Below are 23,236 nucleotides of genomic sequence, written 5' to 3'. Positions count from 1 at the left end.
CTCAGACGCACTTTGGTGATGTTAGGCGGTGAATGGCGACAAATCTGCCCCCGGCGTCGCTCAGGTGAGCGGTACGTGATGCAGATGCCGTCGACGCCGCAGCCGGACGCCGAACACACCCGCCACCGTCACGATCAGCAGCGTGGTGACCACGACGGCGTGCAGCAGACCCCGGGTCAGGTAACCGCCGTCGGTGTGGTCCACCGCCCAGGTGGCGATCTCCCGACTGGACCAGAACGGGGTCAGCTTCGATCCGGGACTGGCCGGGTCGAGCAGCATCTGCATGGCCACGACGGTGAGCAGCAGCAGGGTGCCTTCCAGCTCGCGGGGGAGCAGGGCACCGATCAGCATGCCGAACGGTGCCGCCACGGCCACGCAGCAGAGCATCGCCATCGCGATGCCGGCGTACCGCAGGTTGTTCGCGTCGACGACGGTGAGCAGGAAGAACGGCACCGAGACGGCCAACCCGAGCAGCCACAGGCCGAGCATCCGACCGACGTAGAGGTGGTGCGGGCGGTAGCCGGCCAGCCGCAGCCGGGGTTCCAGCTCGCGGGCGGCGCTTGTGGCGAAGAGCGCCGCCGTGCTCACCGCCCAGCTGATGCCCAGCAGCAGCGCGCGGATCGACTGCCCGACGTAGGAGTCCCGCCGGATCAGCCAGAAGACGAAGGGCATCAACAGCAGAAGCAGCAGTACGCCCCGACGCCGGGCCAGTTCCCGCAACGTCATCTCGGCCACGGTGAGCATCGGCTTCATCGGTGGTCTCCCGGGTTGCCGGTGGTCAGATCGAGCACGACGTCGACCCGGTCGAGTTGGTTGAGCAGGTGGGTGACCACCACGATGGCCCGTCCCTCGTCGCGCAACCTGATCAACTGATCCCAGAGGTTGACGTAACTGCCCTGGTCGAAGCCCTGGTAGGGCTCGTCGAGCAGCAGCACGTCCGGTGCGGCGAGGGTGGACATGGTCAGGTTCAGCTTCTGGCGCGTACCGCCGGAGAGGTGTCGGGCGAGCACGTCGTCCTGGGCGTCCCAGCCGAGCTGTCGGGCCGCCGCCCGACCGGCGCGTCGAGCCGGTCCCCGGGCCACCCCCTGACCGGCACCGACCAGCACGAAATGCTCGTCGGGGAGCAGGAAGTCGGCGGTGCCGCCCTGCTGGGGGCAGTAGCCGAGCCGGCCGGAGACGGTCACCTCCCCGGCGTCGGGCGAGACCAGCCCGGCACAGATCCGCAGGAAGGTGCTCTTGCCGCAGCCATTGGCACCGACCACGGCGGCGATCTGACCGGCCCGTACGGTAAGCGCCACGTCCCGCAGCACGGTGTGCCGGCCGTACCGCTTGGTGATGCCCCGGGCGTCGAGTCGTACCGGGCCGGGACGCGGGCGGGGTGCGGTGCCGATGCTCTCCACGATCGTGGCCGCGTACGCCTGCGGCGGGCCGAAGACCAGCCACGGGTCGCCGCCGCCCTCGCGCAGGTGCGTGGCGGCCTCGGCGACCACGTGCCGGGCGGCGTCGTTCGCCACCCGACGCTGGTGCAACTCGGCCGCGAAGATCCGCAGCCACTCGTCGGCATTCACCCGTCGACCCCCTTCGTGACGATACCGTTCACCGGTGCCACGAACGCCAGCCAGGCGTTGCCGCCGTGGCGCAGCGCGGCCAGCCCGTCGTCGGTGAGCTGGTAGTACTTGCGCGCCGGGCCCGATTCGCCCGCCCGCCACTGCGCGGTGACCAGGCCGGTGCGTTGCAGCCGGAGCAGCACCGGGTAGAGCGTGCCGCCCTGGATAGGCCCGACGCCGGCGGCGTCGAGCGCCTGGGCGAGTTCGTAGCCGTAGGACTCACCGTCGCGCAGCAGGGCGAGCACGCAGAGGTCGAGCACTCCCCGCAGCCACTGCCCGCGACGGTCGGAATCCACCCGCCGAACCCTAGTGGCGCTACCTAGATGGCACAACTACCTAGTTGCGCCTGCCGGCCGGGCCGCAGAACCGCGCCTGCCGGCCGGGCCGCAGAACCCGGCCGGCGGATGCGGTAGGCCTCAGTCGTCGACCACGTCGGAGATCACGACTGTGACGTTGTCGGGCGCACCGGCCTGGTGGGCGAGCTTGACCAGTTGCTCGCCGCACTGGTGGCGGTCGGCGTGCAGCCCGAGGGTGGCCGCGATCGCGTCGTCGGTCACATAGTCGGAGAGCCCGTCGCTGCACAGCAGCAGCCGGTCACCGGCGGTGACCGTCAACACCCCCATCGTCGGCGGCGCGTCCGCGCCCTGCACCGCTCGGGTCACCAGGGAACGCTGCGGGTGGTGCCGCGCCTGGTCCCGCGTCAACGCCCCCTGGTCGACAAGCGCCTGCACGAACGTGTCGTCGCGGGTCAACTGGGTCAGTCGACCGTCGCGGAGCAGGTAGCAGCGGGAGTCGCCGACCTGGGCCAGCACCAGCGTGTTCCCGGCGAGCAGGGCCGCGGTCAGGGTCGTACCCATGCCGTCGCGGGCCGGGTCGGCGACGATCGCGGCATGGATGCGTTGGTTGGCCGTGCTCACCACCGCCCGCAACGCGTCGGCAGCGGCGTCCGGGGCGGTGGGCGGGATCAGCTCGTCCAGGATCCGGATGACGATCTCGCTGGCCACCTCACCGGCAGGAAGTCCACCCATGCCATCGGCCACCGCCACGAGGCGCTCGCCGGCGAGCGCGGAGTCCTCGTTGTTGGTCCGAACCAGGCCGATGTCGTTGAGGATGGCCGAGCGGAGGATCAGCGTCATGGGTCAAGCTTGCCAAGAAGACAGGTCCCGCGTCTCTACGCACTACTGCGTAGGGTTGAGGAATGTTGCCGGTGTCCATGGTCGGGCGCGTCGGTGAGCTCGCTGAGCTGGGCCGAGCGTGGTCCACCGTGGTGGACGGTCACCGCCGGTCACCGGCTGTCGCGGTCGTCACCGGAGGCGCGGGCGTGGGCAAGAGCCTGCTGGTCGCCGCCGCCCTGGACGGCTTCACGCCCCGGCCCGACGTGGTGCTCAGCGGCGCCGCCCGGGTGCACAGTCCCGCCCCGTACGACTGGTTGGCCGCCGTACTGAGCGGACGCGATACCAGCCGACTCGATCTTCCGGCCGACGCGCTGGCCTGGCTCGCCCAGCAGCCCACCGCGCCGCGTGAGCGCTACGCCCCCGGCACCCTGCTCCGGCTGGCCGTCCGGACCGTCCGGACGCTGGTCGGCACCGGCCCGGCCGTGCTCGTGGTCGAGGACCTGCACGCGCTGGACCCGGCGAGCCTCAACCTGATCGGCGAACTCGCCACCGCCGACGGACTGCCGGCCCTGCTGATGGTCGCGACCAGGCCCGCGGCACACGCGGTCGCACCCGCCCTCACCGGCCGCATCCTGGCCCGCCTCTGCGGGGTACGCGGCGTCGTGCGCCAGCATCTCGGCCCGCTGCGCCCCGCTGAGGTCGCCGAGGTGCTGGAGCAGGTGTACGCCGGGTCGGCCGCCGACGCCCGGCTGGTGCACCGGGTCTGGCAGCACACCGGCGGCAACCCGTACGCCCTCACCGAACTGCTCGCCGCCCACACCGACGACGATCCCGGCACGCTGCTCGCCCCGACCGACCCCGCCCCCTCCCCAGCCACTGCCGCTCCTGCCGTTCCTGGGCCTCGGGTCGCTGCGGCTGTCGAGTTGACCGGTCGGGAGGCCGAGGTGCTCGACTGCCTGGTCGCCGGGATGTCCAACAAGCAGGTGGCCCGCGCCCTCGGCATCTCGGTCCGGACGGTCACGGTGCACGTGTCGAACCTGCTGCGCAAGACCGGTGCGGCCTCCCGTACCGAGGCGGCGCTCTGGGCCGTACGCCAGCAGTTCACCGCCACCCCACCCACCGCCGGACTCGCCGCACCCGCCGCTAGCCGCGACGGCTGAGGCGCTGATCAACTCCGTTTCGGCGATATGGCGGTATCCCGCTGCTCCGTATACCGCCGTTTCGGCGAAACGGTGCGCGGCTGCTGCCGACGCTCACCCCGGCGAGCGCGGCGACCTCCTCCCAGGGACGGCCATGACCTGCGGACCCGTCGGTCGGACTGTGGCCGCTACTTCCGGGGGTAGCGCAGGAGCAGGCTGGCCGTGACCTCCTCGTCGCCGACAGCGGCGTACACGTGTGGGACGTCGGAGGCCCAGCGGAGGTGCCCGCCGGCGGCGGCGGTCAGCGGGGCGTCCACCGGGCCGGCGCGCAGCACTCCGGTGAAGACCGTGACATGTTCGGTGACCCCGGCCTGGTGTGCGGGGGAGAGTTGGCCCGGGCCGGGTGCGACCCGCATCCGGTACAGCTCGTAGGTGACGTCGGAGTCCTCGAACACCTCCAGCAGGGTGGCGCTCACCGCAGCCCCGCGCACGGTCGCCCCGCTCGCCGGTGCGGAGAGTACGGCGGTCAGCGGTACGCCGAGCTGAGCGGTGATCGCGTACAGCGTCTCCAGGGTGGGGTTGCGGGTGCCGTTCTCCAGTCCGGAGAGGGTCGCCTTGCCCACCCCGGCCTGTCGGGCCAGCGCGGACAGCGAGATCCCCCGCGCTTCGCGCAGGGCCCGGACCCGGCGACCGATCGCCGCAGGATCGTCGTCGGACGCGGCGGGCTGACCAGAGGCGTTGGCCGTCAGGGGGCCTGATGCGGGTGAGTACGGCACCCCGCTATCGTGCTACACAACGCTGTTCCGTAAACGGAACGATCGGGGGGTGGGGTATGGCGGGTCGCATGCAACCGGTGCTGGCGGGCGGGGTGGCCGCGCTTGTCGGGTTCGCCAGTTCGTTCGCCGTGGTCCTGGCCGGACTGCGGGCCGTCGGGGCCACCGAGAGTCAGGCTGCCTCGGGACTGCTCGTACTCTGCCTGGTTTCTGGCCTTTGCGCCGCCTGGCTGGGCCTGCGCCACCGGCTGCCGATGAGCGTGGCCTGGTCCACGCCCGGCGCGGCGCTGCTGGTGGCCACCGGCCCGATGCCCGGCGGCTGGCCGGCGGCGGTCGGCGCGTTCCTCGTCTCGGGGCTGCTGATCGTGGCCGCAGGCCTCTTCCCGGTGCTGGGCCGGGCCGTCGCGGCGATTCCCAAACCGATCGCCGGGGCGATGCTCGCCGGAGTACTGCTGCCACTGTGCACCGCGCCGGTCCGCGCGCTCGTCGAGGTGCCCCTGCTGGCTGCCCCGGTGCTGGTGTGCTGGCTGGTACTGCACCGCTTCGCCCGCCCCTGGGCGGTGCCCGGGGCGCTGGTGGTGGCAGCCGGCGTGATCGCACTGACCACCTCGGGCGGCGGCGGTGGAGGACTGCGCCCGGTGATCGAGGTGACCGTGCCGCAGTGGAGCCTGCCGGCGATGATCGGATTGGCGCTGCCGCTGTTCGTGGTGACCATGGCCGCGCAGAACGTGCCCGGCACGGCCGTACTTGTCGGCTACGGCTATCGGCCGCCACTCGGCTCGGCGCTGCGGGCCACCGGGCTGGCCAGCCTCGTCGCCGCGCCGGCCGGTGGACACGCGGTGAACCTGGCCGCGATCACCGCCGCCCTCGCCGCCGGGCCGGACGCCCACCCCGATCCGAATCGTCGGTGGATCGCCTCGGTGACGAACGGTGTCGGGCTGGCCCTGCTCGGGCTGGGAGCCGGCGCGGTCACCACCCTGGTCGGCTGGGCCCCGCCGGTGTTGATCGAGGCGGTCGCCGGGCTGGCCCTGCTCGGCGCCCTGGCCACCTCGCTGACCTCGGCGCTGGCCGACCCCGACGCCCGGGAGGCGGCCGTCGTCACCCTTGTCGTCACCGCCTCCGGCGTATCCCTGGCCGGCATCGGCGGCGCATTCTGGGGACTGATCGCCGGCTGCCTGATGCTTGTGATCTTCCGCCGCCGCTCCACCACCCCGCCCACTCCCACGCCATCCGCGCCGACCGCGCCGCGCCAGGAAAGTGTTGATCACGCGATCGGCCGCTAGCTCAGCGCCGACCGGAGGTGGGGGTCACTCCTCGGCGGGGAGGTCGGCGGTCAGGGCTTCGAGGAGAACCTCGTTGTCGGTGACGGAGGCGATCTGGTCGGCGAGCACGTAGACGGCGCCGGTGGGTACCAGGTCGGTGGAGACCTTGAGATAACCGGTACGCAGTAGTCGGGCGGCCAGGTCGGCGGGGACGTCCGGCTCCTCGGGGGTGGCGGACTCGATCAACTCGTCCAGACTGCCGCCCGGATCGGCGGTCGGCGTCTGCACCGTCACCGCGTTCGGGTCACCCCGCTGCACAAGATCGACGGTCCCCACGTCCCGCCCCGCGACATCCACCACCCGCATCCCCGTGGTCACCCGCGAAACGATCGCCTGCTGATCGATCCCCTGCTGCTCCATCCCCCACCCCTTCCCACCCCCCACTCTCCCTAAACCCACCTGGGTAGAGCGCGTTGATCAAGAGGTTTGCGTCGGCGATCGGCCGGTCCACGACGCAAACTTCTTGATCAACGGTCGCTGGGCGGGGTGGGGGTGGTGGTCCAGGAGGAGGGTGGGCGGGGGGAGAGTTCGCGCCAGGGGTCGGAGGGGTGGAGCAGGGCGCGAATGGTTTCCTCGGCCTCGTCGAGGGTGTCGTACTCGTAGAAGCGGGAGACTCCCTCGGCGCCGCCGGCTCGTTGCTCGACATACCACCGGTCGGCATCCGTGCGGAGGAAGACGTCTCGTCGGGCCAGCCGCCCCCACTTCCCGTTCCACAAGTGCTTTCGCTGCTCCATGGCGCGGACTCTATCGAACATGTGTTCGACTCGGGGTGGCCCCTGGCAGGAATCCCGCCAGGGGTGATGTGCGGGTGTCGGGTTCAGCGCCCGCTGGGCGGTTCCTCCCGGGAACCGAGGACGTCGTCCAGGGCACTGCGCTGCTGGGCCGGCGTGGTGCGGCCGGCGGCGACGAGGGCGTCGCGGATCTCGGTGAGCAGCTTGACCTCCTCGCTCGGCGCGGCGGGCGGCGGCTCCTCACCCCGCTTGCGACGCTCGGCGAGCTTGTTCATCGGGAAGACGACCAGGAAGTACAGCGCCGCCGCGGTGAGCAGGAACGTGATCAACGCGTTGACGAAGGCGACCCAGTCGAACGGGATGCCCTGGATCGTCGGTGCGCTGCCCTCCAGCCCCTCGTCGCTGCCGGTGGCCAGGACCACGAAGACCCGGATCAGTGGATCCAGGAACGACTTGGTGAGCTGGGTGACCACACCCGTGAACGCGGCGCCGATGACGACACCGACCGCGAGGTCGACGACGTTGCCGCGCATGATGAAGTCTTTGAAGCCCTTGAGCATCCGTACTCCCGAGAGGTCCCGTGTTCGTCAGGGGCCAACCTATGCCCCGGGGTCGGGCTCCAGAAAGGCGGCAGCCTCCCGGGCGGCGAGATCCGGGTCACCGGCCCGGATCGCGGCCACCAGCCGGGCGTGGTCGACGTGTCGGTCCGGGGTCAGGACACCGCCCATCGCCTGGGTGACGGTGCGGCGCATGACGGCACCGATGGAGGCGTACAGCTCGGCGAGCATGCTGTTGTGCGCCGCAGCGACCACCGCCGTGTGCAGGGCCGCGTCGGCCTCGACGAACTCGGCGACCCGGCCGCCGCGCCAGGCCGCCTCGCGCACGGCCAGCGCCTCGTCGAGGGCGGCCAGGTCCGCAGGGGTACGCCGACGAGCGGCCAACCGTGCCGCCTCCACCTCAAAGGCGCGGCGTACCTCGATCACCTCGGCCATCCGGTCGTCGGTCAGTCGACGGGCCACCACCGGCGCCAGTTCGTCGGTGGAGATGACGTACGTCCCGGAGCCCTGCCGGCATTCCAGCACCCCGGCGTGCGCGAGGGCCCGGACCGCCTCGCGCACCGTGTTGCGCCCGACGCCGAGCGCCTCGACCAGTTGTGGTTCGGTCGGGATGCGGCTGCCCACCGGCCACTCGCCGGCCAGGATGCGCTGGCGCAGCTGGGTGATCGTCTGCTGGATCCGCCGCCCGCGGGGCGGTGCCAAGGTGGAATCAACTGCCGGTGGCACTGGTTACAACCTCTCGCCCGAATTCATCCCATGATTGTAGGTTCGAGGTCATGCCCTCGTCGCCCGCTGGCACCCCCGCTGTTCCGACGACCACCGCCGACGGATCGACCACCGCCGACGGGTTGAGCACCGCCGACGGGTCGACCGCTCAGGGCACCCAGGTCGTACCCGCGACCGGTGAACCGACCGCGTCCCGCGCCCACGGTGGCCTGCTGGTGCTGGTGGGGATGCTGCTTGTGGCGCTCAACCTGCGGGCCGCCGTCACCAGCCTCGGCGCCCTGCTCGACGAGGTACGCGTCGGCCTGGCGCTCTCCGGCACGATGGCCGGCTTCGTCACCACCCTGCCCACCATCGCGTTCGCCGGTCTCGGAGCGGCTACGCCGTGGCTGGTGCGCCGGCTGTCCACAGCTCGTCTGCTGGTGCTGGGGATGCTGGCACTCGCCGTCGGTCAGGTGCTGCGGGCGGTCACCGGGTCCGCCGTGGTGTTCCTGCTGACCAGCGCGCTCGCGCTGGCCGGGATCGCGGTGGCGAACATCATGATGCCGATGCTGGTCAAGCAGTACTTCCCGCATCGCACCGGGCTGGTCACCGGGGCGTACTCGATGGCGTTGGTGGCGGGCACGACGGTGGCTGCGGCGGCTGCGGTGCCGGTGGCGCACGCCTTCGGCTCCTGGCGGGCGGGGTTGGGCGTCTGGGCGGGGCTGGCGCTTGTCGCCGTACTCCCGTGGTTGCCGGCGGCGCTGCGCAGCCGCAGCCGCACCGATGCGCGGCGGGCGACCCGCGACGGTGTGGCCCGCGTGATCATCCGGCCCGGTCGTACCCGGCTCGGCTGGGCGATGGCTGTCTACTTCGGCGCGCAGTCGCTCAGCGGGTACGCGATCATGGGCTGGTTGGCCCAACTCTTCCGGGACGCGGGTTTCCGTCCGCAGGACGCCGGTCTGCTGCTCGCCGCGGTGACCGCGCTCGGGGTGCCGATCGCGCTGCTGATGCCGACGCTTGCCGGCCGGCTGAAGAACCTGCGGATGCTGGTGTTCGCGCTGACCGCCGCTTCGACGCTGGCCTACCTGGGCCTGGCCCTCGCGCCCCGGGACGCGGCGGTGCTGTGGGTGCTGCTGCTGGCCCTCGGCCAGGGAGCCTTCCCCCTGATCCTGACCACCATCGGCCTGCGGGCCCGCACCGCCGACGGGACGGTCGCGTTGTCGGCCTTCGCGCAGAGCGCGGGATATGTGATCGCGGCGCTGGGGCCGCTGATGGTCGGAATCCTCTACGAGGGCACCGGAGGCTGGACGGCGCCGATCGGTTTCCTGCTGCTCGCCCTCGCGGTGCAGACGGGTGCGGGCATGGTGATCGCCCGCCCTCGCTACATCGAGGACGAGCGCTGATGAGCTGGAGTCAGGAGGAGGCCGGGGTGGGGTCGCCCGCCACCGCCTGGTCGACGGTGGGATAGGTGTGCAGCACCTCCACCAGGCCGCTCACTTCCAGAATGCGAAGCACTCCGCGTTGCGGTGCGGCCAGGCGCACCACTCCGCCGGCCTCGTCGCAGCTGTTCTTGGCGCGGACGAACACCGACAGGCCGGTGGAGTCGCAGAACGAAACCTCCGACAGGTCGAAGACGAGCCGGCTGCGCCCCTTGTCGAGCAGGTCGGTGATCTGGTCCTGCAACTGGGGCGCGGTGGCCATGTCGAGTTCGCCCGCGACCGCCACTACGACCACGTCACCGCGCTGTTCCGTGTGCACCGTCAAGGACATTCGCCAGACCTCCTGTTTATCGGTGGAACGTTATCCCACCGAAGCCCCGGTACGCAGAACGGGCACGAGATCGAGTGGCTGCCGCCATTCGCTTGCTGTGGGGCAAGTAACTTTCGGGTGCTCGGTGATAGAGTCCGGCCGGTCCAGGTCGAGGGGGTTATGTCATGGCGCTGAGCGCTGACGAGAGCGGTCGGCTGGCCGGTCTGCTGACCAGTCATGTCGATCAGGTCACGCAACGGTGGACCGAGGTCGTCGCCGGGCAGTTGCGGGGCCGGCTCAGCCAGGCCGAGCTGCGCCATCAGGTGCAGGAGCTGCATCGAGCCCTGGTCGACGCGCTCGGCAAGGGTCTCACCGACCTGGCTGCCGAGGAGGGGACCGAGCTGCGCGCAGTCCTCGCGGAGGTGTCCCGGGGGCAGGCCCGCCAGGGCTTCTCCGCCGCCGAGACCGCCACCGGTGTGTTCGCTCTCAAGGACGCCCTGCTGAGCGTGATGGAGGCCGACCAGAGCGCCGGGACGCTGCGCGACTACGTCGCCTTCGGCACGCTTGTCGATCAGATGGGTCTGTTCACCTTCGAGAGCTACGTGCGCACCCGGGAGAGCCTGATCGCCGACCAGGCCGAGCAGCTGCTGGAGCTGTCCACCCCGGTGGTCAAGCTCTGGGAGGGCGTGGTGGCGGTGCCGCTGGTCGGCACCCTCGACTCGGCCCGCGCCCAGGTGGTCATGGAGCGGCTGCTGCAGACCCTTGTCGACACCGGCTCGCCGTACGCGATCATCGACATCACCGGCGTGCCGGCGGTGGACACCCAGGTCGCCCAGCACATCCTGAAGACCGTGGTGGCGGCCCGGCTGATGGGTGCCGACTGCATCATCTCCGGCATCCGGCCGCAGATCGCCCAGACCATCGTCGCGCTCGGCATCGAGTTCGGTGACATCGCCACCAAGGCCAGCCTCGCCGACGCGCTGCGGCACGTGCTGCGGCTCACCGGCGTCGAGACCGGCCGCCGCCAGTCGCGCCGGGAGGCCTGATGGAGCGGGTGCCGATTCTCAAGATCGGCGACATTCTGCTGGTCTCCATCCAGGTCGACATGTCCGACCAGACGGCCGTCGCGCTCCAGGAGGACCTGGCCGAGCGGATCGTCGCCACCGGCTGCCACGGTGTGATCATCGACATCACCGCCCTGGATATCGTCGACTCCTTCGTCGGGCGGATGCTCTCCACCATCGCCTCGATCTCCCGGGTGCTCGACGCGGAGACGGTGGTGGTCGGGATGCGTCCGGCGGTCGCCATCACCCTGGTCGAGCTGGGGTTGTCGCTCAACGGCATCCGTACCGCGCTGAACGTCGAGCGGGGGATGGAACTCATCGCCGCCGACCGCGAACGCGAGTACGACGAGTTCGACGACAGCTCGGACGCTGAGCCGACGGCGTCGCCATGACCAGCGGAGTCGACCTGAGCCGACCGCAGGCGCAGACGGTCGGCAGCGACGAAGACGTGGTACGCGTACGCCAGTTGGTGCGTACGGTGGCGGTGGCGGTCAAGCTGTCCCTTGTCGACCAGACCAAGGTGGTCACCGCGGCCAGCGAGCTCGCCCGCAACACCCTTGTCTACGGCGGTGGGGGCACCGTCGAGGTGGCCGCAGTGGACAATGGCCGCCGCCCCGGCATCAGCATCGTCTTCGCCGACTCCGGGCCCGGCATCGCCGACCTGGAGCTGGCGCTGACCGACGGATACACCACCGGCGGTGGCCTCGGCCTCGGCCTCAGCGGTGCCCGACGGCTGGTCGACGAGTTCGACATCCAGACCGCTCCCGGTCAAGGCACCCGGATCACGATCACCAAGTGGTCTCGTTGACGGCCGAGCCGGTCACCGACCGGGGTGCCTGGTTCCGAGTGGAGTCCGGCAGTCCCGGCACTGCCGTGCGGCGGGCCGCCGAACGGTTGGGCGAGCAGCTGGGGCTGCCCGACGGTCGGATCGCCGATCTGGCCATCGTCGCGGCGGAGCTGACCAGCAACCTGATCAAGCACGCCGAGGACGGGGTGCTGCTGCTTCGACCGGTACGTCGCCAGTTGGACGCGGGTGTTGAACTGGTCGCGATCGACTCCGGGCCGGGCATGATCGATCTTGTCGACTCCGCCCGCGACGGTCACTCGACCACCGGCACGCTCGGCATCGGCCTGGGGGCGATCGTCCGGCAGGCCAGCTGGTTCGACGCGTACTCGCAGCCGGGTCGAGGAACGGTCATCGTCGTGCAGGTGTTCGCCGACGCGGTAACCGAACGACCCTGGGTGGGCGGCGTCACCCGGCCGCTGACCGGGGAGACGATCAGCGGGGACGGGTACGCCTGGCGGACCATCGGCGAACGCCGTCAGGTGCTGGTCTCCGACGGCCTGGGGCACGGGCCGCTGGCCGCCGCCGCCACCGATGCCGCGCTCGCCGCCTTCCGGGCCGCACCGGCGGCCGCCCCCGCAGAGGTGGTCAGCCACCTGCACCGGGCGTTGTCACACACCCGAGGCGCGGCGCTCGCCGTGGCCGAGCCGGACCCGGCAGCCGGGCTGCTGCGGTACGCCGGGCTGGGCAACATCAGCGGCATGGTGGCCACCGGGGACGGCCGGCGTCGCGGGCTGGTCTCGCTGCCCGGTATCGCCGGGCACCAACGGCCGACGATCCGGCAGTACGACTACCCGTTCGACGCCGACAGCCTGCTGATCATGCACAGTGACGGGGTGGTCGACCGCTGGCGGCTCCCCGACTATCCCGGCCTGACCGGGCGGTCGCCGCTGGTGGTGGCCGCCACGCTGCTACGGGACGCGGGCATCCGCCGCGACGACGCCGGCGTACTCGTGGCGAGGCCCTGGTGATGGAGCACGAACCGCTGTTGCAGATGGCGTTGCGGGTGGAGCAGGACATCTTCGTGGTCCGCCAGCGGGGCCGGGAAGTTGCCGCCGCGGTCGGCCTGGAGCGCCAGGACCAGGTCCGGATCGCCACCGCCCTGAGCGAGGTGGCCCGGGACCTGCTGCGCGGCGTCGGCGGTGCCGACGTGGTGTTCACCATCACCGCCGCTCCGGACGGGCGACAGCACCTGCGAGTCGACCTCGTCCCGGTCAGCCCGCTGCCCGACCGACGGTACGAGCCGCAGTCGGGTGCGGTGGCACGCCTGGTGGACACGTTGAGCGTGGTGGCCGCAGCGGGGGATACGGTCGTGAGGATGTCACGACGTATCCCGGTCACCGCGCCGACGCTCACGCCACAGCGTGTCGAGCAACTGCGTGCCCAGCTGGGGCAGAGCGTGCCGGGCACAGTGGAGGAGGAACTCGCCACCCAGAACTCGCAACTGATCGCCGCCCTCGACGAGGTACGCAGCCAACGCGACGAACTGGCGCGGCTCAACGAGGAGCTGGAGCAGACCAACCGAGGCGTGCTGGCGCTCTATCATCAGCTCACCGACGAGTTGGAGGAGACCAACCGGGGTGTGGTGGCGCTGTACGCCGAGTTGGACGAGAAGTCGGTGCAGCTGCGCTCGGCAAGCGAGTCGAAGAGCCGCTTCCTGGCCAACGTCAGCCACGAGTTGCGGGCACCGGTGACCGCGATCATCGGGTTGGCCCGGCTGCTCACCGACGCCGCGTCCGACCCGCTCACCCTTGAGCAGGAACGCCAGGTCGGCCTGATCCGATCCTCGGCCTCGGATCTGCTCTCCCTGGTCAACGAGTTGCTGGACCTGGCCAAGGCGGAGTCGGGCCGGCTCGAACCGAACTGGGCCGAGGTGGACCTGCGCGCCCTCTTCGGTCAGCTGCGCGGCACTCTGCGGGCACTGCACACCGTCCCCGAGGTGACGCTGGTGGTGGAGGAACCAGCCTCGCCCGCCACCATCCGTACCGACGAGATGTTGCTCGCCCAGGTGTTGCGCAACCTGCTGCACAACGGTCTGAAGTTCACCACCCGGGGCGAGGTGCGGCTGCGTGCCGAGCGGTCCGGCGACACCTGGAACCTCGTCGTGACCGACACCGGCTCAGGAATCCCGGCCGAGTTCCACGAGCGGATCTTCGAGGAGTTCTACCAGGTGCCGGGGCCGTCTCGGGCCGGTGGCACCGGCCTCGGTCTGCCGTACGCCCGGCGGCTGGCCACTCTGCTCGGTGGCACGCTCGAACTGTCGAGTGAGCCGGGTCGGGGTAGCACCTTCACCGTCTCGCTGCCGGCGAACGGTACGTGACGTGGAAACCCCGCCGACCGTTCTGGTGGTCGACGACAGCCGGACCAAGCGCTACCTGCTGGTGAACTGGCTGACGCGGGCCGGGTTCACCGTGATCGAGGCCGAGAGCGGCAGCGAGGCCCTGCGTCAGGTCGAGGTGGATCCCGTCGACCTGGTCGTTCTCGACGTACGGCTGCCGGACCTGAGCGGTTTCGAGGTCTGCGAGCGGATCAAGTCGACCCGTCCCGCGCTGCCGGTGATCCACGTGTCGGCACACGCCATCGACACGACCGACCGCGCACAGGGCCTGACCCGGGGCGCGGACGCGTACCTGGCGGAGCCGATCGATCCGGAGGAGCTAATCGCCACCGCCCACGCGGTGCTCCGCTACTACCAGGCACGGCAACGTGCCGAGTTGCTCGCCGAACGACTCACCGGGCTGGCGGACACCACGGTCGCGGTGCACGCCGCGCCGGATTTCGACCGACTGTTGGAGTTGGCGGCGGCCGGGACGGCGGAGATCTTCAAGAGCCCCGCCGCGGTGGTCGCCGAGACCTACGACGGTGAATGCCTGGCCGGGGTCTGCGCCGGGCCGGGTGCCCAGAGCCGCGTCGTGCCGTGGGTCGTCGACGACAGCGACACTCCGATCGGCGCCACCGTCCGGGTGGAGGAACCCGCCGCCTGGGCGTTGGTGGAATGGCCACCGGACGACACGGTGACGGTGGCCGCCGGCCGGCTGCGGGACGACCGGGCGCCGCTCTACGTGGTGGTACCCACCGCGACGCAGACCGCCCAGACGCCGGTGCTGCGCCAGTTGGCGCAGGCGGTGGCGTCCGCGATCGAGGTGCAACGCTCCTTCGACGAGGAGCATCGCATCGCGGTGACGCTGCAACGCAGCCTGCTCCCGCAACGCATCCCGCAGATCGCCGGGCTCGATCTGGCCGTCCGCTACGAGCCGGCCAGCGCCCGTACCGAGATCGGTGGCGACTTCTACGAGCTGGTGATGCTCGACGGTCACCTGCTGCTGGCGATCGGCGACGTGGCGGGCCACTCACTGCACGCCGCGACGGTGATGGCCGAGCTGCGTCACGCACTGCGGGCGTACGCGGTGGAGGGCCACCAGCCGGGAGAGATCCTGCACCGGGTCAACGAGCTGATGCGTACGCTGCTGCCCACCGAACTGGCCACCATCTGCGTACTGCTGCTCGACCCGGCCACCGGGAAGGTCCGGCTGGCCAGCGCCGGCCACCTGCCCCCGTTGATCAGCCTGGACGGCAGGACCGAGTACGTGCACCACTCCGCACCACTGCTCGGGGTACGGGCACCGCGCCCCGCCGACCTGGAGTTCGTGCTGCCACCCGGGGCGACGATCGTCTTCTACACCGACGGTCTCATCGAGCGGCGTGACGTCACCATCGACGAGGGACTGAACGCGCTCGCGGCGAGCGCCGTGCGGGTGGACGCCGACCTCGACCGTTTCTGTCAGCGACTGCTCGACGAACTGGCCCCCGACGAGATCCAGGACGACGTCGCCGTGGTGGCCCTGCGTCGGCACTGACCGGCTGAAACTGGCCGCGACGGCCCGGTGCGGGTAGCGTTGCGTGTGGTGTCCTAACACCACGTCGAGGTCGGCACTGTCGTGCTTCAGCTCTGTCCTCCCCGGCGCCGGATTGACGGTGGCAACCTCTCCGGCCCTCAGAACGCCCTTCGCCAGGGCAGGGACCGAGTCTTCCCATGGACGATCTGTTGCGCTTCGATCATTACGACGTACGACCGGGCAGCCGGTTCGTGACCCTGACAGGTGAGGCCGACCTGTCCACGATCAAACACCTTCAGCATGACCTCGGACGCCTGCTCGCGCCCCGGTGGGTCACGCACCTGACGCTCGACCTGAAGACGTTGCGGTTCCTCGACTGCGCCGCGCTGGCCGTCCTGCTGAGGATCAGGCAGACGGCCATGGCGCGCGGACAGCGGATGACCGTCACCGCCGCCCAGGGCGGCCCGGCGCGGGTCATCGCGCTCAGCGGCAGCGGGCACCTGCTCGACAGCCGATTCGGCACCGTCCAGATCCCTGCTGTCGGCCGACCTGCCGGCCGCGACCTCGTCGCGTTCGCCTGACCGCCGCCGGGGGTGCCTCTCGCGATCATGGAGGACTGGGCAGACCTGGGAGGGTGGTGCGGCGCCGGCAGCGGGTGAGCGGCCGGCGCCGCGGGAGAGGGGATGACAGGAGCGGTCAGGCGCGGCCGAAGCGGTCCAGGGTCCAGGCGTTGATGAAGGCTTCCTCCCGCCAGGAGTCGTACCGTCCGCTGGGGCCGCCGTGACCGGCCTCCATCTCGGTCTTGAGCAGGTAGTCGCCCTGCGGCGCGACGGCGCGCAGCCGGGCGATCCACTTGGCTGGCTCGTGGTAGAACACCCGCGTGTCGTTGAGGCTGGTCATCGCGAGGATCGCCGGATAGTCCAGCGGCGCGACGTTCTCGTACGGGGTGTACGACTTCATGTAGGCGTACACCTCGGGGTCGGCGAGGGGGTTGCCCCACTCCTCCCACTCGGTCACCGTCAGCGGCAGGGACGGGTCGAGGATGGTGTTGAGCGCGTCCACGAACGGCACCTGCGCGACGATGCCGGTGAAGGCGTCGGGGGCGAGGTTGGCGACCGCGCCCATCAGCAGGCCACCGGCCGAGCCGCCGCGCGCGACCAGCCGGTCCGGTGCCGTCCAGCCGGCCTTCGCCAGGTGGCGGGCGCAGGCGACGAAGTCGGTGAAGGTGTTCTTCTTGGCCAGCATCTTGCCGTGGTCGTACCAGCGGCGGCCCAGTTCACCGCCACCTCGGATGTGGGCCACCGCGAAGATCACCCCACGGTCCAGCAGGGACAGCCGGCCGACCGAGAACCACGGGTCCATGCTGGCCTCGTACGACCCGTAGCCGTAGATGACGCAGGGGGCCGAGCCGTCGCGGGGCGTACCCCGGCGGTAGACCAGCGAGATCGGCACCCGGGTGCCGTCGTCGGCCAGCGCCCACTCGCGCTGCTGCTCGTAGTCCTCCGGCTGGTACGGCTGGCCGTCCGGGCCGGGCAGCACCGGCCGGCGGCGCAGCAGCGTCAGTTCCTGGGTCGCCAGGTCGTAGTCGTACACCGAGTCGGGGATGATCAGCGAGGTGTAACGCAGCCGGAGCCGGTCCGTGCGGTACTCGGGATTGCCGTCCAGGCCGACGGTGTGCAGCGGCTCCGGGAACTCGATGTCGTGGGCGTCCCTGCCGTCGAGCGGCACCACCCGCAGACCGGTCAGGCCGTTGCTGCGCAGCGTGACGACCAGGTGGTCGGCGAAGGCGTCCACCGCCTCCAGTCGGGTGCCGGGGGAGTGGTCGATCATCGGCACCCAGTCGCCCGGCGCGTCCGCCGAGGTGTACGCGAGGGCGAAGTCCTCGGCGCCGTCGTTGTGCAGGATCAGGAACCGGTGCCCGTGGTGCTCCACCGAGTACTCGACGCCCTGCCGGCGTGGTGCGATCACCGCGGGTTCGCCGGTCGGGTTGTCGGCCGGGATGACCCGTACCTCGCTGGTGAGCTTGCTGGCGATGTCGATCAGGATGAACCGCTCCGAGCGGGTCAACTCGACCCCGACCCAGAAGCGTTCGTCATCCTCGGCGTGCACCACCACGTCGTCGCCGGCGGCGGTGCCGATCACGTGACGCCAGACCCGGTGCGGGCGCCACGCCTCGTCCACCGTCACGTAGAACAGCACGGAGGCGTCGGTCGACCACGCCGTGCCGTAGAAGGTGCCCGGGATCTCGTCGGGCAGCAGTTCGCCGCTGACGAGATCCTTGATCCGCAGGGTGAACCGCTCGTCGCCGGAGAAGTCCGTGGAGTATGCGAGAAAACGCCCGTCGGGGCTGACGTCGAAGGCGCCCAGGGCGAAGAAGTCATGCCCTTCGGCGAGCAGGTTGCCGTCGAGCAGGATCTCCTCGCCGTCCAGGGGTGCGCCGTCGGCACTGATCGGGGGCGTGGTCTCGCCGTCGCGTACGGCCCGCCGACAGTGCACGCCGTACTGCCGGCCCTCGACCGTACGGGTGTAGTACCAGTACCCGCCCTTGCGGGTCGGTACCGACAGGTCGGATTCCTGGGTGCGTCGACGGATCTCCTCGAACAACTCGGTCCGCAGCCCGGACAGGTGCGCTGTGCGCCGCTCGGTCCAGGCGTTCTCGGCTTCGAGGTAGGCGATGGTCTCCGGATCGTCCTTCGCGGCCAGCCAGGCGTACTCGTCGACGACGATGTCGTCGTGGTGGACGCGTTCGGTGGGTACCCGCTTCGCCACGGGTGCGGGGGTCTCGGTGGTCACGGCGTCACGTTACCGGCCCTGCTCGGCTCCCGTAGGTAGCAAAGACCTACCGAATCGTTCGAACACATGTACGATCGCGGCATGGTGCCAGCACGTTCCACCGGCACGTCCGGTGCCCTCGACATCACCCGCCGACTGATCGAGATCTGTGGCCCGCGCTTCGCCCGGTTCGCCGGCCCCGCCGACGAGGTGGCCGGGCGACCGGCCCGCTGGGTGGCGGTTCCCGGCGGTGCCGACGCGGCGGCCCGGGTGCTCCGGTTGGCCGCACGACACGACCTGAGCGTGGTCCCGCGCGGGGCCGGCACGAAGATCGACTGGGGTGCTCCGCCCGAGCGGGTCGACATTCTGCTCGACACCGGGCGACTGGCCGGCATCGGGCATCGGCCGCCCGGTCAGCGTGCCGCCGAGGTCGGCGCCGGCACGCCGCTGCGGGCGGTCCAGGCCACCCTGGAACGCACCGGTCAGCGGCTCGCGGTGGACGCCCCCTCGCCCGGTGCCACGATCGGTGGCGTGCTCGCCGCCGACGAGGCGGGTCCGCTGCGGCACCGGCACGGCACCGCCTGCGACCAGCTTGTCAGCCTGCGTTACCTGGCCGCCGACGGGGAGCTGACCGAGGCCGACGGCGGGGCCGCCGGGCTGGCCCAGGCCCGGCTGTTGTGCGGCTCGGAGGGGGCGCTCGGCGTGCTGGTCAGCGCGACCCTGCGGGTGCAGGCCATGCCGGCCTGTCGGGTGTGGGTGACCCGACCGGTGTGGACGCCGCTGGAGGTGCACGATCTGATCCGCGCGGTGCTCGCCGCCCGCCTCGACCCGGCCGCGATCGAGCTGGATCTGCCGGTCGGCGGAAAGGACCGGTTGCCGTGGGATGCGCGGGCCGCCGCGATGGCCCGTCATCCGTCCATGACCGGGCGGTCACCGGCCAGCCCGGCAGGCGCCGGGTCGCTCGTGGTGTTGTTGGAGGGCGGCCCTTCCGACGTGGCGGAGCGCAGCGACCGGCTGGTGTCCCTGCTCGGCGCCCGTGCGACGGTGGCCAGGTCGGCCCCGGCCTGGTGGCGCAGCTATCCGTTCGCCCCCGGTGACACCGCGCTGAGGCTGGAGGTGCCGATCACCGACCTGCACGCGGCGGTGTACGCGCTGCGTGACGCGGCCGGGTCCCCGGTTCCGGTGCGTGGCTCAGCCGGTCTGGGCGTGGTGCACGCCGCCCTGCCGGGCTCGCTCGCGCCCGACCGGGTGGCGGCGATCCTGGCCGCCGTCCGCAGCGTGCTGCTGGCCCGGCAGGGCCGATGCGTGGTGCTCTCCGCGCCACCGGCCGTCCGGCGGGCCGTCGACCTCTGGGGCGAGTTGGTCGGCCTGGCCCGCCTCCGCGCGGTCAAGCAGCACCTCGACCCGGGCCACCGGCTCGCTCCCGGCCGCCTCCCCGGCGGCCTCTGATCGGGGACGAGGCGGACCAGCCGCTGGCGGGTGAGGTGGATCAGTCGGTGGCCTCTGACGGCGGGTGAGGTGGGTCAGCCGGCGGCGTCGTTGCGCAGGACGAGGATGGCGATGTCGTCGCGCGGCTCCTCCACCGAGAAGTTGATCGCGGTGGCCCGCAGCCGGGCCGCCACCACGTCGGCGGGGTAGCCGGCGAGCGGAGTGGCGGCGTCGCGCAGCCGACCGATGCCGAACAGCTCCCGGCCCCGGCGTCGCTCGGTCACCCCGTCGGTGTAGAAAACCAGGCAGTCACCGGGGCCGAGGGTGATCTCCGAGGGCGGTGAGCTGATCTTGTCGAGCAGGCCGAGCGCGGTGCCACCGCTGCCGACGAAGCTGGCCGGGCCACCACCCGAACGCAGCAGCAACGGTCGGTCATGCCCGGCCAGGTGCAGCTCGACGTCGAGCCGATCATCCTCGCTCGGCGCGACCACGGCCAGCGCCAGCGTGCAGTACCGTCCGGCACCCCGCTCGACAAGCGTCTCGTTGAGCCGGGGCAGCAACTCGGGCAGCGGCTTCCCGTCGCCGGCCAGCACCCGGATCACATCCCGGACCAGCCCGGTGACCGCCGCGGCCTGCACTCCCTTGCCGGAGACATCACCGATCACCACCAGCCAGCGCCCGTCCGGCAGCGGCACCACGTCGTAGAAGTCACCACCGACGTCGGCGTCCCCGCCGGTCGGGACGTACTGGGCGGCGAAGCCGATGCCGTCCACCACCGGCAGCACCGGCGGCAGCAGCGACTGTTGCAGGGCCTGGGCGATGCGTCGCCGTTCCGCGTGGATCCGGGCGTTCTCGATCGCCAGGGCCGCCCGGCGGGCCACGTCCTCCAGCACCGCGATCTCGTCCGGGTCGTGCCGGTGCCGCTGGTGTCGCCCGACCGCCAGGGTGCCGAGGCGCTGACCCCGGGCGATCAACGGTACGGCGAAGCCCTCCATCGGCGCGCCCAGCGGCGTCTGGGTGCCGTTGCGGCTGGCCTCCCGCAGCCGGGCCTGGATCGAGTCGGGACCCGATTCGCGCAGCGTGGCGTGCAACTGCGGCAGCATCGCCTCGTCGGCGTGCGTGGCGGCGGCCAGGCGCAGCCGACCCCACTCGTCGGTGGTGTGCACCGCGCACCACTGACCGAGCCGGGGCACCACCAGCTGCGGGACGAGCGCCATGGTCAGTTCCACGTCCAACGACTGGGCGAGCAGTTCGCTGGCCTCGGCGAGGAAGGTGAGCCAGGCCTGTCGGCGTACGTCGGCGCGGCGCAGCCGGTCGTTCTCCAGGTGCAGCGAGAGCCGCTCTGCGGTCAGCACCGCCAGCGGGCGGGCGTACGCGGTGGGCGCGGCATCCAGTTCCAGTTCACCGGCGTACGGGCGATGCACCGCAAGCGGCACCTGGAGCAGGTCGTGACCGGGCCGGGGCTGCCGACCGTACCGGGCGAGCACCTGGGTGCCCTGCCCGTCGCCGCGATCCAGTCGCACCACCCCTCCGGCGGCACCGATCATCTCCGCCACCCGGGTGAGCAGGTTCGTGGCGAAGTCGGGCAGCGGATCCTCGGCGTACGGATCGGGCAGGGTCTGCATCAGCGAGCTCATCGCCCCGGCGCTGGGTGCGGTGGTCGCTGCGGTGCCGTCCGGGTCACCGGCCGCCGCCGTCCGGCCGTCGCCCGAGTGCCCGCCCGGGCTGCGCCGGTCCAGCCGGAACCACACGCCCTTGCCGCTGGGCAGGTAGGTGGTGCCCCAGCGGCTGGCGAAGTGATCGACGAGCAGCAGTCCCCGGCCGCGTTCGGCGACCTCGTTGATCTCCGTGGAGGCGTTGCGTACCCCGACGGTGAGTTCGTCGACCGGGCCGGAGGCGAAGTCGGACACGGTCACGGTCAGCCCGGCCGCGTCGGCGCTCACCTCGACGTCCAGTTCGGTGCGGGCGTGCTCGACGGCGTTGGTGGACAGCTCGGTGGTGAGCAGAAGTGCCTCGTTGAGCAGTTCGTCCAGGTCAGCCTCGGCGAGCACGGACCGCACGACGGCCCGCGCCGCCGCCGGCGTACGACGATCCGCCGGCAGCCGGACACGTCGTACGTGCTCGTGTGGGCCTCCGGTCGCCGCGGGCCCCGCCTCCGCTGCCACCCTCGTATCCTCCACCGCCACCCCTGGTGTGCCAAACCGATCGGCGTTCGCGTCCGTAACCCGGGTGGCGATGCATCGTGGCGGTTTCGAGGTCACGGGGACAATGATGGGGTGACCCGGCGCGAGCCGGTGGACCCCGAGGTGAGCGAGGAATGATGACCACGGCGAAACAGTCGGCGACCGCGGAGATCAGCGTCGCCGACCACGAGGCGGTCCTCACCGAGCTGGCGGAGGCGCTGCGCCGGGTGCGCGGCGGTGACCTCAAGGTCAGGCTTCCGCGGCGTTCCGGCGCGGCCGGGGAGGTGGCGGACGCCTTCAACGACGTGGTGTCGCTCCAGGAGCGGCAGCATCTGGATCTACGGCGGATCAGCCGGATCGTCGGTCGGGACGGCCGGCTGACCGAGCGGCTGGACGAAGAGGGATTGGACGGCTCGTGGGCGGAAGGTCAGCGGGCCGTCAACTCGTTGATCGACGACCTGGGTCGACCCACCACCGAGATCGCGCGGGTCATCGTCGCCGTCGCCGACGGTGACCTTTCCCAGCACATGGCGCTGGAGATCGACGGCCGCCCGCTGCGCGGTGAGTACCTGCGCATCGGCCGCACCGTCAACACCATGGTCGACCAGCTCTCGTCCTTCTCCAACGAGGTGACCCGGGTGGCCCGTGAGGTGGGCACCGAGGGCAAGCTCGGCGGCCAGGCCGACGTACGCGGCGTCGCCGGCACCTGGAAGGACCTCACCGACTCGGTGAACACCATGGCGTCGAACCTCACCGGTCAGGTGCGGTCGATCTCCCAGGTGGCCACGGCAGTGGCGAAGGGCGACCTGAGCCAGAAGATCACGGTGAGCGCCCGGGGCGAGGTCGCCGAGCTGGCCGACACGATGAACTCGCTGACCGACACCCTGCGGCTCTTCGCCGAGCAGGTGACCCGGGTGGCCCGCGAGGTGGGCACCGAGGGCAAGCTCGGCGGTCAGGCCGAGGTTCCCAACGTGGCCGGCACCTGGAAGGACCTCACCGACAGCGTCAACTCGATGGCGTCGAACCTGACCGCCCAGGTGCGCAACATCGCCCAGGTGTCCACGGCGGTTGCCCGCGGCGACCTGTCGCAGAAGATCACCGTGGCCGCGCAGGGAGAGATCCTCGAACTCAAGGACACCGTCAACACGATGGTGGATCAGTTGTCGTCGTTCGCCGATGAGGTCACGCGGGTGGCCCGTGAGGTGGGCACCGAGGGCAAGCTCGGCGGTCAGGCCCAGGTACGCGGGGTCTCCGGCACCTGGCGGGACCTGACCGAGAACGTCAACCAGCTGGCCGGCAACCTGACCAGCCAGGTCCGCAACATCTCCCAGGTGTCCACCGCGGTGGCCAAGGGTGACCTGTCGCAGAAGATCACGGTCGACGCGCGCGGCGAGATCCTGGAGCTCAAGGA

At 71.3% G+C, this 23,236-nt stretch carries 24 protein-coding genes; 12 read left to right on the top strand and 12 right to left on the bottom strand.

Annotation, left to right across the window (positions count from 1 at the left end):
* Window positions 1-60: 60 nt before the first annotated feature.
* The 4 genes from Vgi01_RS29000 to Vgi01_RS28985 all read right to left on the bottom strand — a co-directional run bounded on the left by Vgi01_RS29000 (window position 61) and on the right by Vgi01_RS28985 (window position 2,743).
* Window positions 61-753, bottom strand: a complete 693-nt coding sequence (locus Vgi01_RS29000) for a hypothetical protein (RefSeq protein WP_204293179.1) — start codon at window positions 751-753, stop codon at window positions 61-63.
* Window positions 750-1,568, bottom strand: coding sequence for an ATP-binding cassette domain-containing protein (locus tag Vgi01_RS28995; protein ID WP_204293178.1), 819 nt, complete (start codon window positions 1,566-1,568; stop codon window positions 750-752). The genes Vgi01_RS29000 and Vgi01_RS28995 overlap by 4 nt, the downstream gene beginning before the upstream one ends.
* A complete protein-coding gene (locus Vgi01_RS28990; protein WP_126712662.1) occupies window positions 1,565-1,903 on the bottom strand; it encodes a PadR family transcriptional regulator in 339 nt (112 codons plus the stop codon). The genes Vgi01_RS28995 and Vgi01_RS28990 overlap by 4 nt, the downstream gene beginning before the upstream one ends.
* Before the next feature lie 120 nt (window positions 1,904-2,023).
* A complete protein-coding gene (locus Vgi01_RS28985; protein WP_102659919.1) occupies window positions 2,024-2,743 on the bottom strand; it encodes a PP2C family protein-serine/threonine phosphatase in 720 nt (239 codons plus the stop codon).
* 62 nt (window positions 2,744-2,805) lie between these two features.
* On the opposite strand from Vgi01_RS28985, the gene Vgi01_RS28980 reads away from it, so the two are divergent.
* Entirely contained in the window at window positions 2,806-3,882 is a 1,077-nt protein-coding gene (locus Vgi01_RS28980; protein ID WP_204293177.1) for a helix-turn-helix domain-containing protein, read from the top strand.
* A 167-nt stretch (window positions 3,883-4,049) separates the two neighbouring features.
* On the opposite strand, the gene Vgi01_RS28975 is transcribed toward Vgi01_RS28980, so the two are convergent.
* Window positions 4,050-4,637, bottom strand: coding sequence for a helix-turn-helix domain-containing protein (locus tag Vgi01_RS28975; RefSeq protein ID WP_239089227.1), 588 nt, complete (start codon window positions 4,635-4,637; stop codon window positions 4,050-4,052).
* Window positions 4,638-4,705: 68 nt separating this feature from the next.
* On the opposite strand from Vgi01_RS28975, the gene Vgi01_RS28970 reads away from it, so the two are divergent.
* A complete protein-coding gene (locus tag Vgi01_RS28970) occupies window positions 4,706-5,917 on the top strand; it encodes a benzoate/H(+) symporter BenE family transporter (protein WP_204293176.1) in 1,212 nt (403 codons plus the stop codon).
* Between the two features lie 24 nt (window positions 5,918-5,941).
* Here Vgi01_RS28970 and Vgi01_RS28965 read toward each other — a convergent pair whose 3' ends face one another.
* The 4 genes from Vgi01_RS28965 to Vgi01_RS28950 form a co-directional block, all read right to left on the bottom strand.
* Entirely contained in the window at window positions 5,942-6,316 is a 375-nt protein-coding gene (locus tag Vgi01_RS28965; protein ID WP_373307063.1) for a hypothetical protein, read from the bottom strand.
* A 107-nt stretch (window positions 6,317-6,423) separates the two neighbouring features.
* Window positions 6,424-6,690, bottom strand: a complete 267-nt coding sequence (locus Vgi01_RS28960; protein ID WP_204293175.1) for a hypothetical protein — start codon at window positions 6,688-6,690, stop codon at window positions 6,424-6,426.
* Between the two features lie 83 nt (window positions 6,691-6,773).
* The gene (gene mscL / locus Vgi01_RS28955) at window positions 6,774-7,247 is read right to left on the bottom strand and encodes a large conductance mechanosensitive channel protein MscL (RefSeq protein ID WP_204293174.1); all 474 of its coding nucleotides are present in this window, start codon (window positions 7,245-7,247) and stop codon (window positions 6,774-6,776) included.
* A 39-nt stretch (window positions 7,248-7,286) separates the two neighbouring features.
* A complete protein-coding gene (locus tag Vgi01_RS28950; RefSeq protein ID WP_204293173.1) occupies window positions 7,287-7,970 on the bottom strand; it encodes a FadR/GntR family transcriptional regulator in 684 nt (227 codons plus the stop codon).
* Between the two features lie 50 nt (window positions 7,971-8,020).
* Here Vgi01_RS28950 and Vgi01_RS28945 point away from each other — a divergent pair, with 50 nt between their 5' ends.
* Window positions 8,021-9,352: an MFS transporter gene (locus tag Vgi01_RS28945; protein ID WP_239089225.1), complete on the top strand. Its 1,332-nt coding sequence runs from the start codon at window positions 8,021-8,023 to the stop codon at window positions 9,350-9,352.
* A 10-nt stretch (window positions 9,353-9,362) separates the two neighbouring features.
* Here Vgi01_RS28945 and Vgi01_RS28940 read toward each other — a convergent pair whose 3' ends face one another.
* Window positions 9,363-9,719, bottom strand: coding sequence for an STAS domain-containing protein (locus Vgi01_RS28940; protein ID WP_013730957.1), 357 nt, complete (start codon window positions 9,717-9,719; stop codon window positions 9,363-9,365).
* Window positions 9,720-9,883: 164 nt separating this feature from the next.
* On the opposite strand from Vgi01_RS28940, the gene Vgi01_RS28935 reads away from it, so the two are divergent.
* The 7 genes from Vgi01_RS28935 to Vgi01_RS28905 all read left to right on the top strand — a co-directional run bounded on the left by Vgi01_RS28935 (window position 9,884) and on the right by Vgi01_RS28905 (window position 16,023).
* On the top strand, window positions 9,884-10,744 hold the full coding sequence (locus Vgi01_RS28935; protein WP_102660471.1) for an STAS domain-containing protein: 861 nt from the start codon (window positions 9,884-9,886) through the stop codon (window positions 10,742-10,744).
* Entirely contained in the window at window positions 10,744-11,154 is a 411-nt protein-coding gene (locus Vgi01_RS28930) for an STAS domain-containing protein (RefSeq protein ID WP_102660470.1), read from the top strand. Before Vgi01_RS28935 ends, Vgi01_RS28930 begins: the two co-directional genes overlap by 1 nt.
* Window positions 11,151-11,570: an ATP-binding protein gene (locus Vgi01_RS28925; protein ID WP_204293172.1), complete on the top strand. Its 420-nt coding sequence runs from the start codon at window positions 11,151-11,153 to the stop codon at window positions 11,568-11,570. Before Vgi01_RS28930 ends, Vgi01_RS28925 begins: the two co-directional genes overlap by 4 nt.
* Window positions 11,558-12,577, top strand: coding sequence for a SpoIIE family protein phosphatase (locus Vgi01_RS28920; protein WP_204293171.1), 1,020 nt, complete (start codon window positions 11,558-11,560; stop codon window positions 12,575-12,577). The genes Vgi01_RS28925 and Vgi01_RS28920 overlap by 13 nt, the downstream gene beginning before the upstream one ends.
* Entirely contained in the window at window positions 12,577-13,926 is a 1,350-nt protein-coding gene (locus Vgi01_RS28915; protein ID WP_239089228.1) for a sensor histidine kinase, read from the top strand. Before Vgi01_RS28920 ends, Vgi01_RS28915 begins: the two co-directional genes overlap by 1 nt.
* A gap of 1 nt (window position 13,927) precedes the next feature.
* Entirely contained in the window at window positions 13,928-15,463 is a 1,536-nt protein-coding gene (locus Vgi01_RS28910) for a SpoIIE family protein phosphatase (RefSeq protein ID WP_204293170.1), read from the top strand.
* Window positions 15,464-15,639: 176 nt separating this feature from the next.
* A complete protein-coding gene (locus Vgi01_RS28905) occupies window positions 15,640-16,023 on the top strand; it encodes an STAS domain-containing protein (RefSeq protein ID WP_204293169.1) in 384 nt (127 codons plus the stop codon).
* 115 nt (window positions 16,024-16,138) lie between these two features.
* Here Vgi01_RS28905 and Vgi01_RS28900 read toward each other — a convergent pair whose 3' ends face one another.
* Window positions 16,139-18,235 carry a S9 family peptidase gene (locus tag Vgi01_RS28900; protein WP_204293168.1) on the bottom strand — a complete coding sequence of 699 codons (2,097 nt, stop codon included), beginning with the start codon at window positions 18,233-18,235 and terminating at the stop codon, window positions 16,139-16,141.
* Between the two features lie 81 nt (window positions 18,236-18,316).
* Between Vgi01_RS28900 and Vgi01_RS28895 the strand changes: the two genes are divergently transcribed.
* Window positions 18,317-19,663, top strand: coding sequence for an FAD-binding oxidoreductase (locus tag Vgi01_RS28895; protein ID WP_233197037.1), 1,347 nt, complete (start codon window positions 18,317-18,319; stop codon window positions 19,661-19,663).
* Window positions 19,664-19,737: 74 nt separating this feature from the next.
* Here the strand turns inward: Vgi01_RS28895 and Vgi01_RS28890 are convergent, their stop codons facing one another.
* On the bottom strand, window positions 19,738-21,807 hold the full coding sequence (locus Vgi01_RS28890; protein WP_204293167.1) for a SpoIIE family protein phosphatase: 2,070 nt from the start codon (window positions 21,805-21,807) through the stop codon (window positions 19,738-19,740).
* Between the two features lie 155 nt (window positions 21,808-21,962).
* Between Vgi01_RS28890 and Vgi01_RS28885 the strand changes: the two genes are divergently transcribed.
* On the top strand, window positions 21,963-23,236 hold a 1,274-nt coding region (locus Vgi01_RS28885), incomplete at its 3' end, for a HAMP domain-containing protein (RefSeq protein ID WP_204293166.1).

The sequence above is a fragment of the Micromonospora gifhornensis genome (assembly GCF_016863515.1).
Classification (GTDB): domain Bacteria; phylum Actinomycetota; class Actinomycetes; order Mycobacteriales; family Micromonosporaceae; genus Micromonospora; species Micromonospora gifhornensis.
Note: the sequence above shows the minus strand (reverse complement) of the source record. Positions and strands in the feature narration are given on the sequence as shown.

Coding starts and splice junctions, on each gene's coding strand:
- Vgi01_RS29000 (WP_204293179.1), bottom strand. CDS start 753: ATGAAGCCGATGCTCACCGTGGCCGAGATGACGTTGCGGGAACTGGCC.
- Vgi01_RS28985 (WP_102659919.1), bottom strand. CDS start 2,743: ATGACGCTGATCCTCCGCTCGGCCATCCTCAACGACATCGGCCTGGTT.
- Vgi01_RS28980 (WP_204293177.1), top strand. CDS start 2,806: ATGTTGCCGGTGTCCATGGTCGGGCGCGTCGGTGAGCTCGCTGAGCTG.
- Vgi01_RS28970 (WP_204293176.1), top strand. CDS start 4,706: ATGCAACCGGTGCTGGCGGGCGGGGTGGCCGCGCTTGTCGGGTTCGCC.
- Vgi01_RS28965 (WP_373307063.1), bottom strand. CDS start 6,316: ATGGAGCAGCAGGGGATCGATCAGCAGGCGATCGTTTCGCGGGTGACC.
- Vgi01_RS28960 (WP_204293175.1), bottom strand. CDS start 6,690: ATGGAGCAGCGAAAGCACTTGTGGAACGGGAAGTGGGGGCGGCTGGCC.
- mscL (WP_204293174.1), bottom strand. CDS start 7,247: ATGCTCAAGGGCTTCAAAGACTTCATCATGCGCGGCAACGTCGTCGAC.
- Vgi01_RS28945 (WP_239089225.1), top strand. CDS start 8,021: ATGCCCTCGTCGCCCGCTGGCACCCCCGCTGTTCCGACGACCACCGCC.
- Vgi01_RS28940 (WP_013730957.1), bottom strand. CDS start 9,719: ATGTCCTTGACGGTGCACACGGAACAGCGCGGTGACGTGGTCGTAGTG.
- Vgi01_RS28935 (WP_102660471.1), top strand. CDS start 9,884: ATGGCGCTGAGCGCTGACGAGAGCGGTCGGCTGGCCGGTCTGCTGACC.
- Vgi01_RS28930 (WP_102660470.1), top strand. CDS start 10,744: ATGGAGCGGGTGCCGATTCTCAAGATCGGCGACATTCTGCTGGTCTCC.
- Vgi01_RS28925 (WP_204293172.1), top strand. CDS start 11,151: ATGACCAGCGGAGTCGACCTGAGCCGACCGCAGGCGCAGACGGTCGGC.
- Vgi01_RS28915 (WP_239089228.1), top strand. CDS start 12,577: ATGGAGCACGAACCGCTGTTGCAGATGGCGTTGCGGGTGGAGCAGGAC.
- Vgi01_RS28905 (WP_204293169.1), top strand. CDS start 15,640: ATGGACGATCTGTTGCGCTTCGATCATTACGACGTACGACCGGGCAGC.
- Vgi01_RS28895 (WP_233197037.1), top strand. CDS start 18,317: ATGGTGCCAGCACGTTCCACCGGCACGTCCGGTGCCCTCGACATCACC.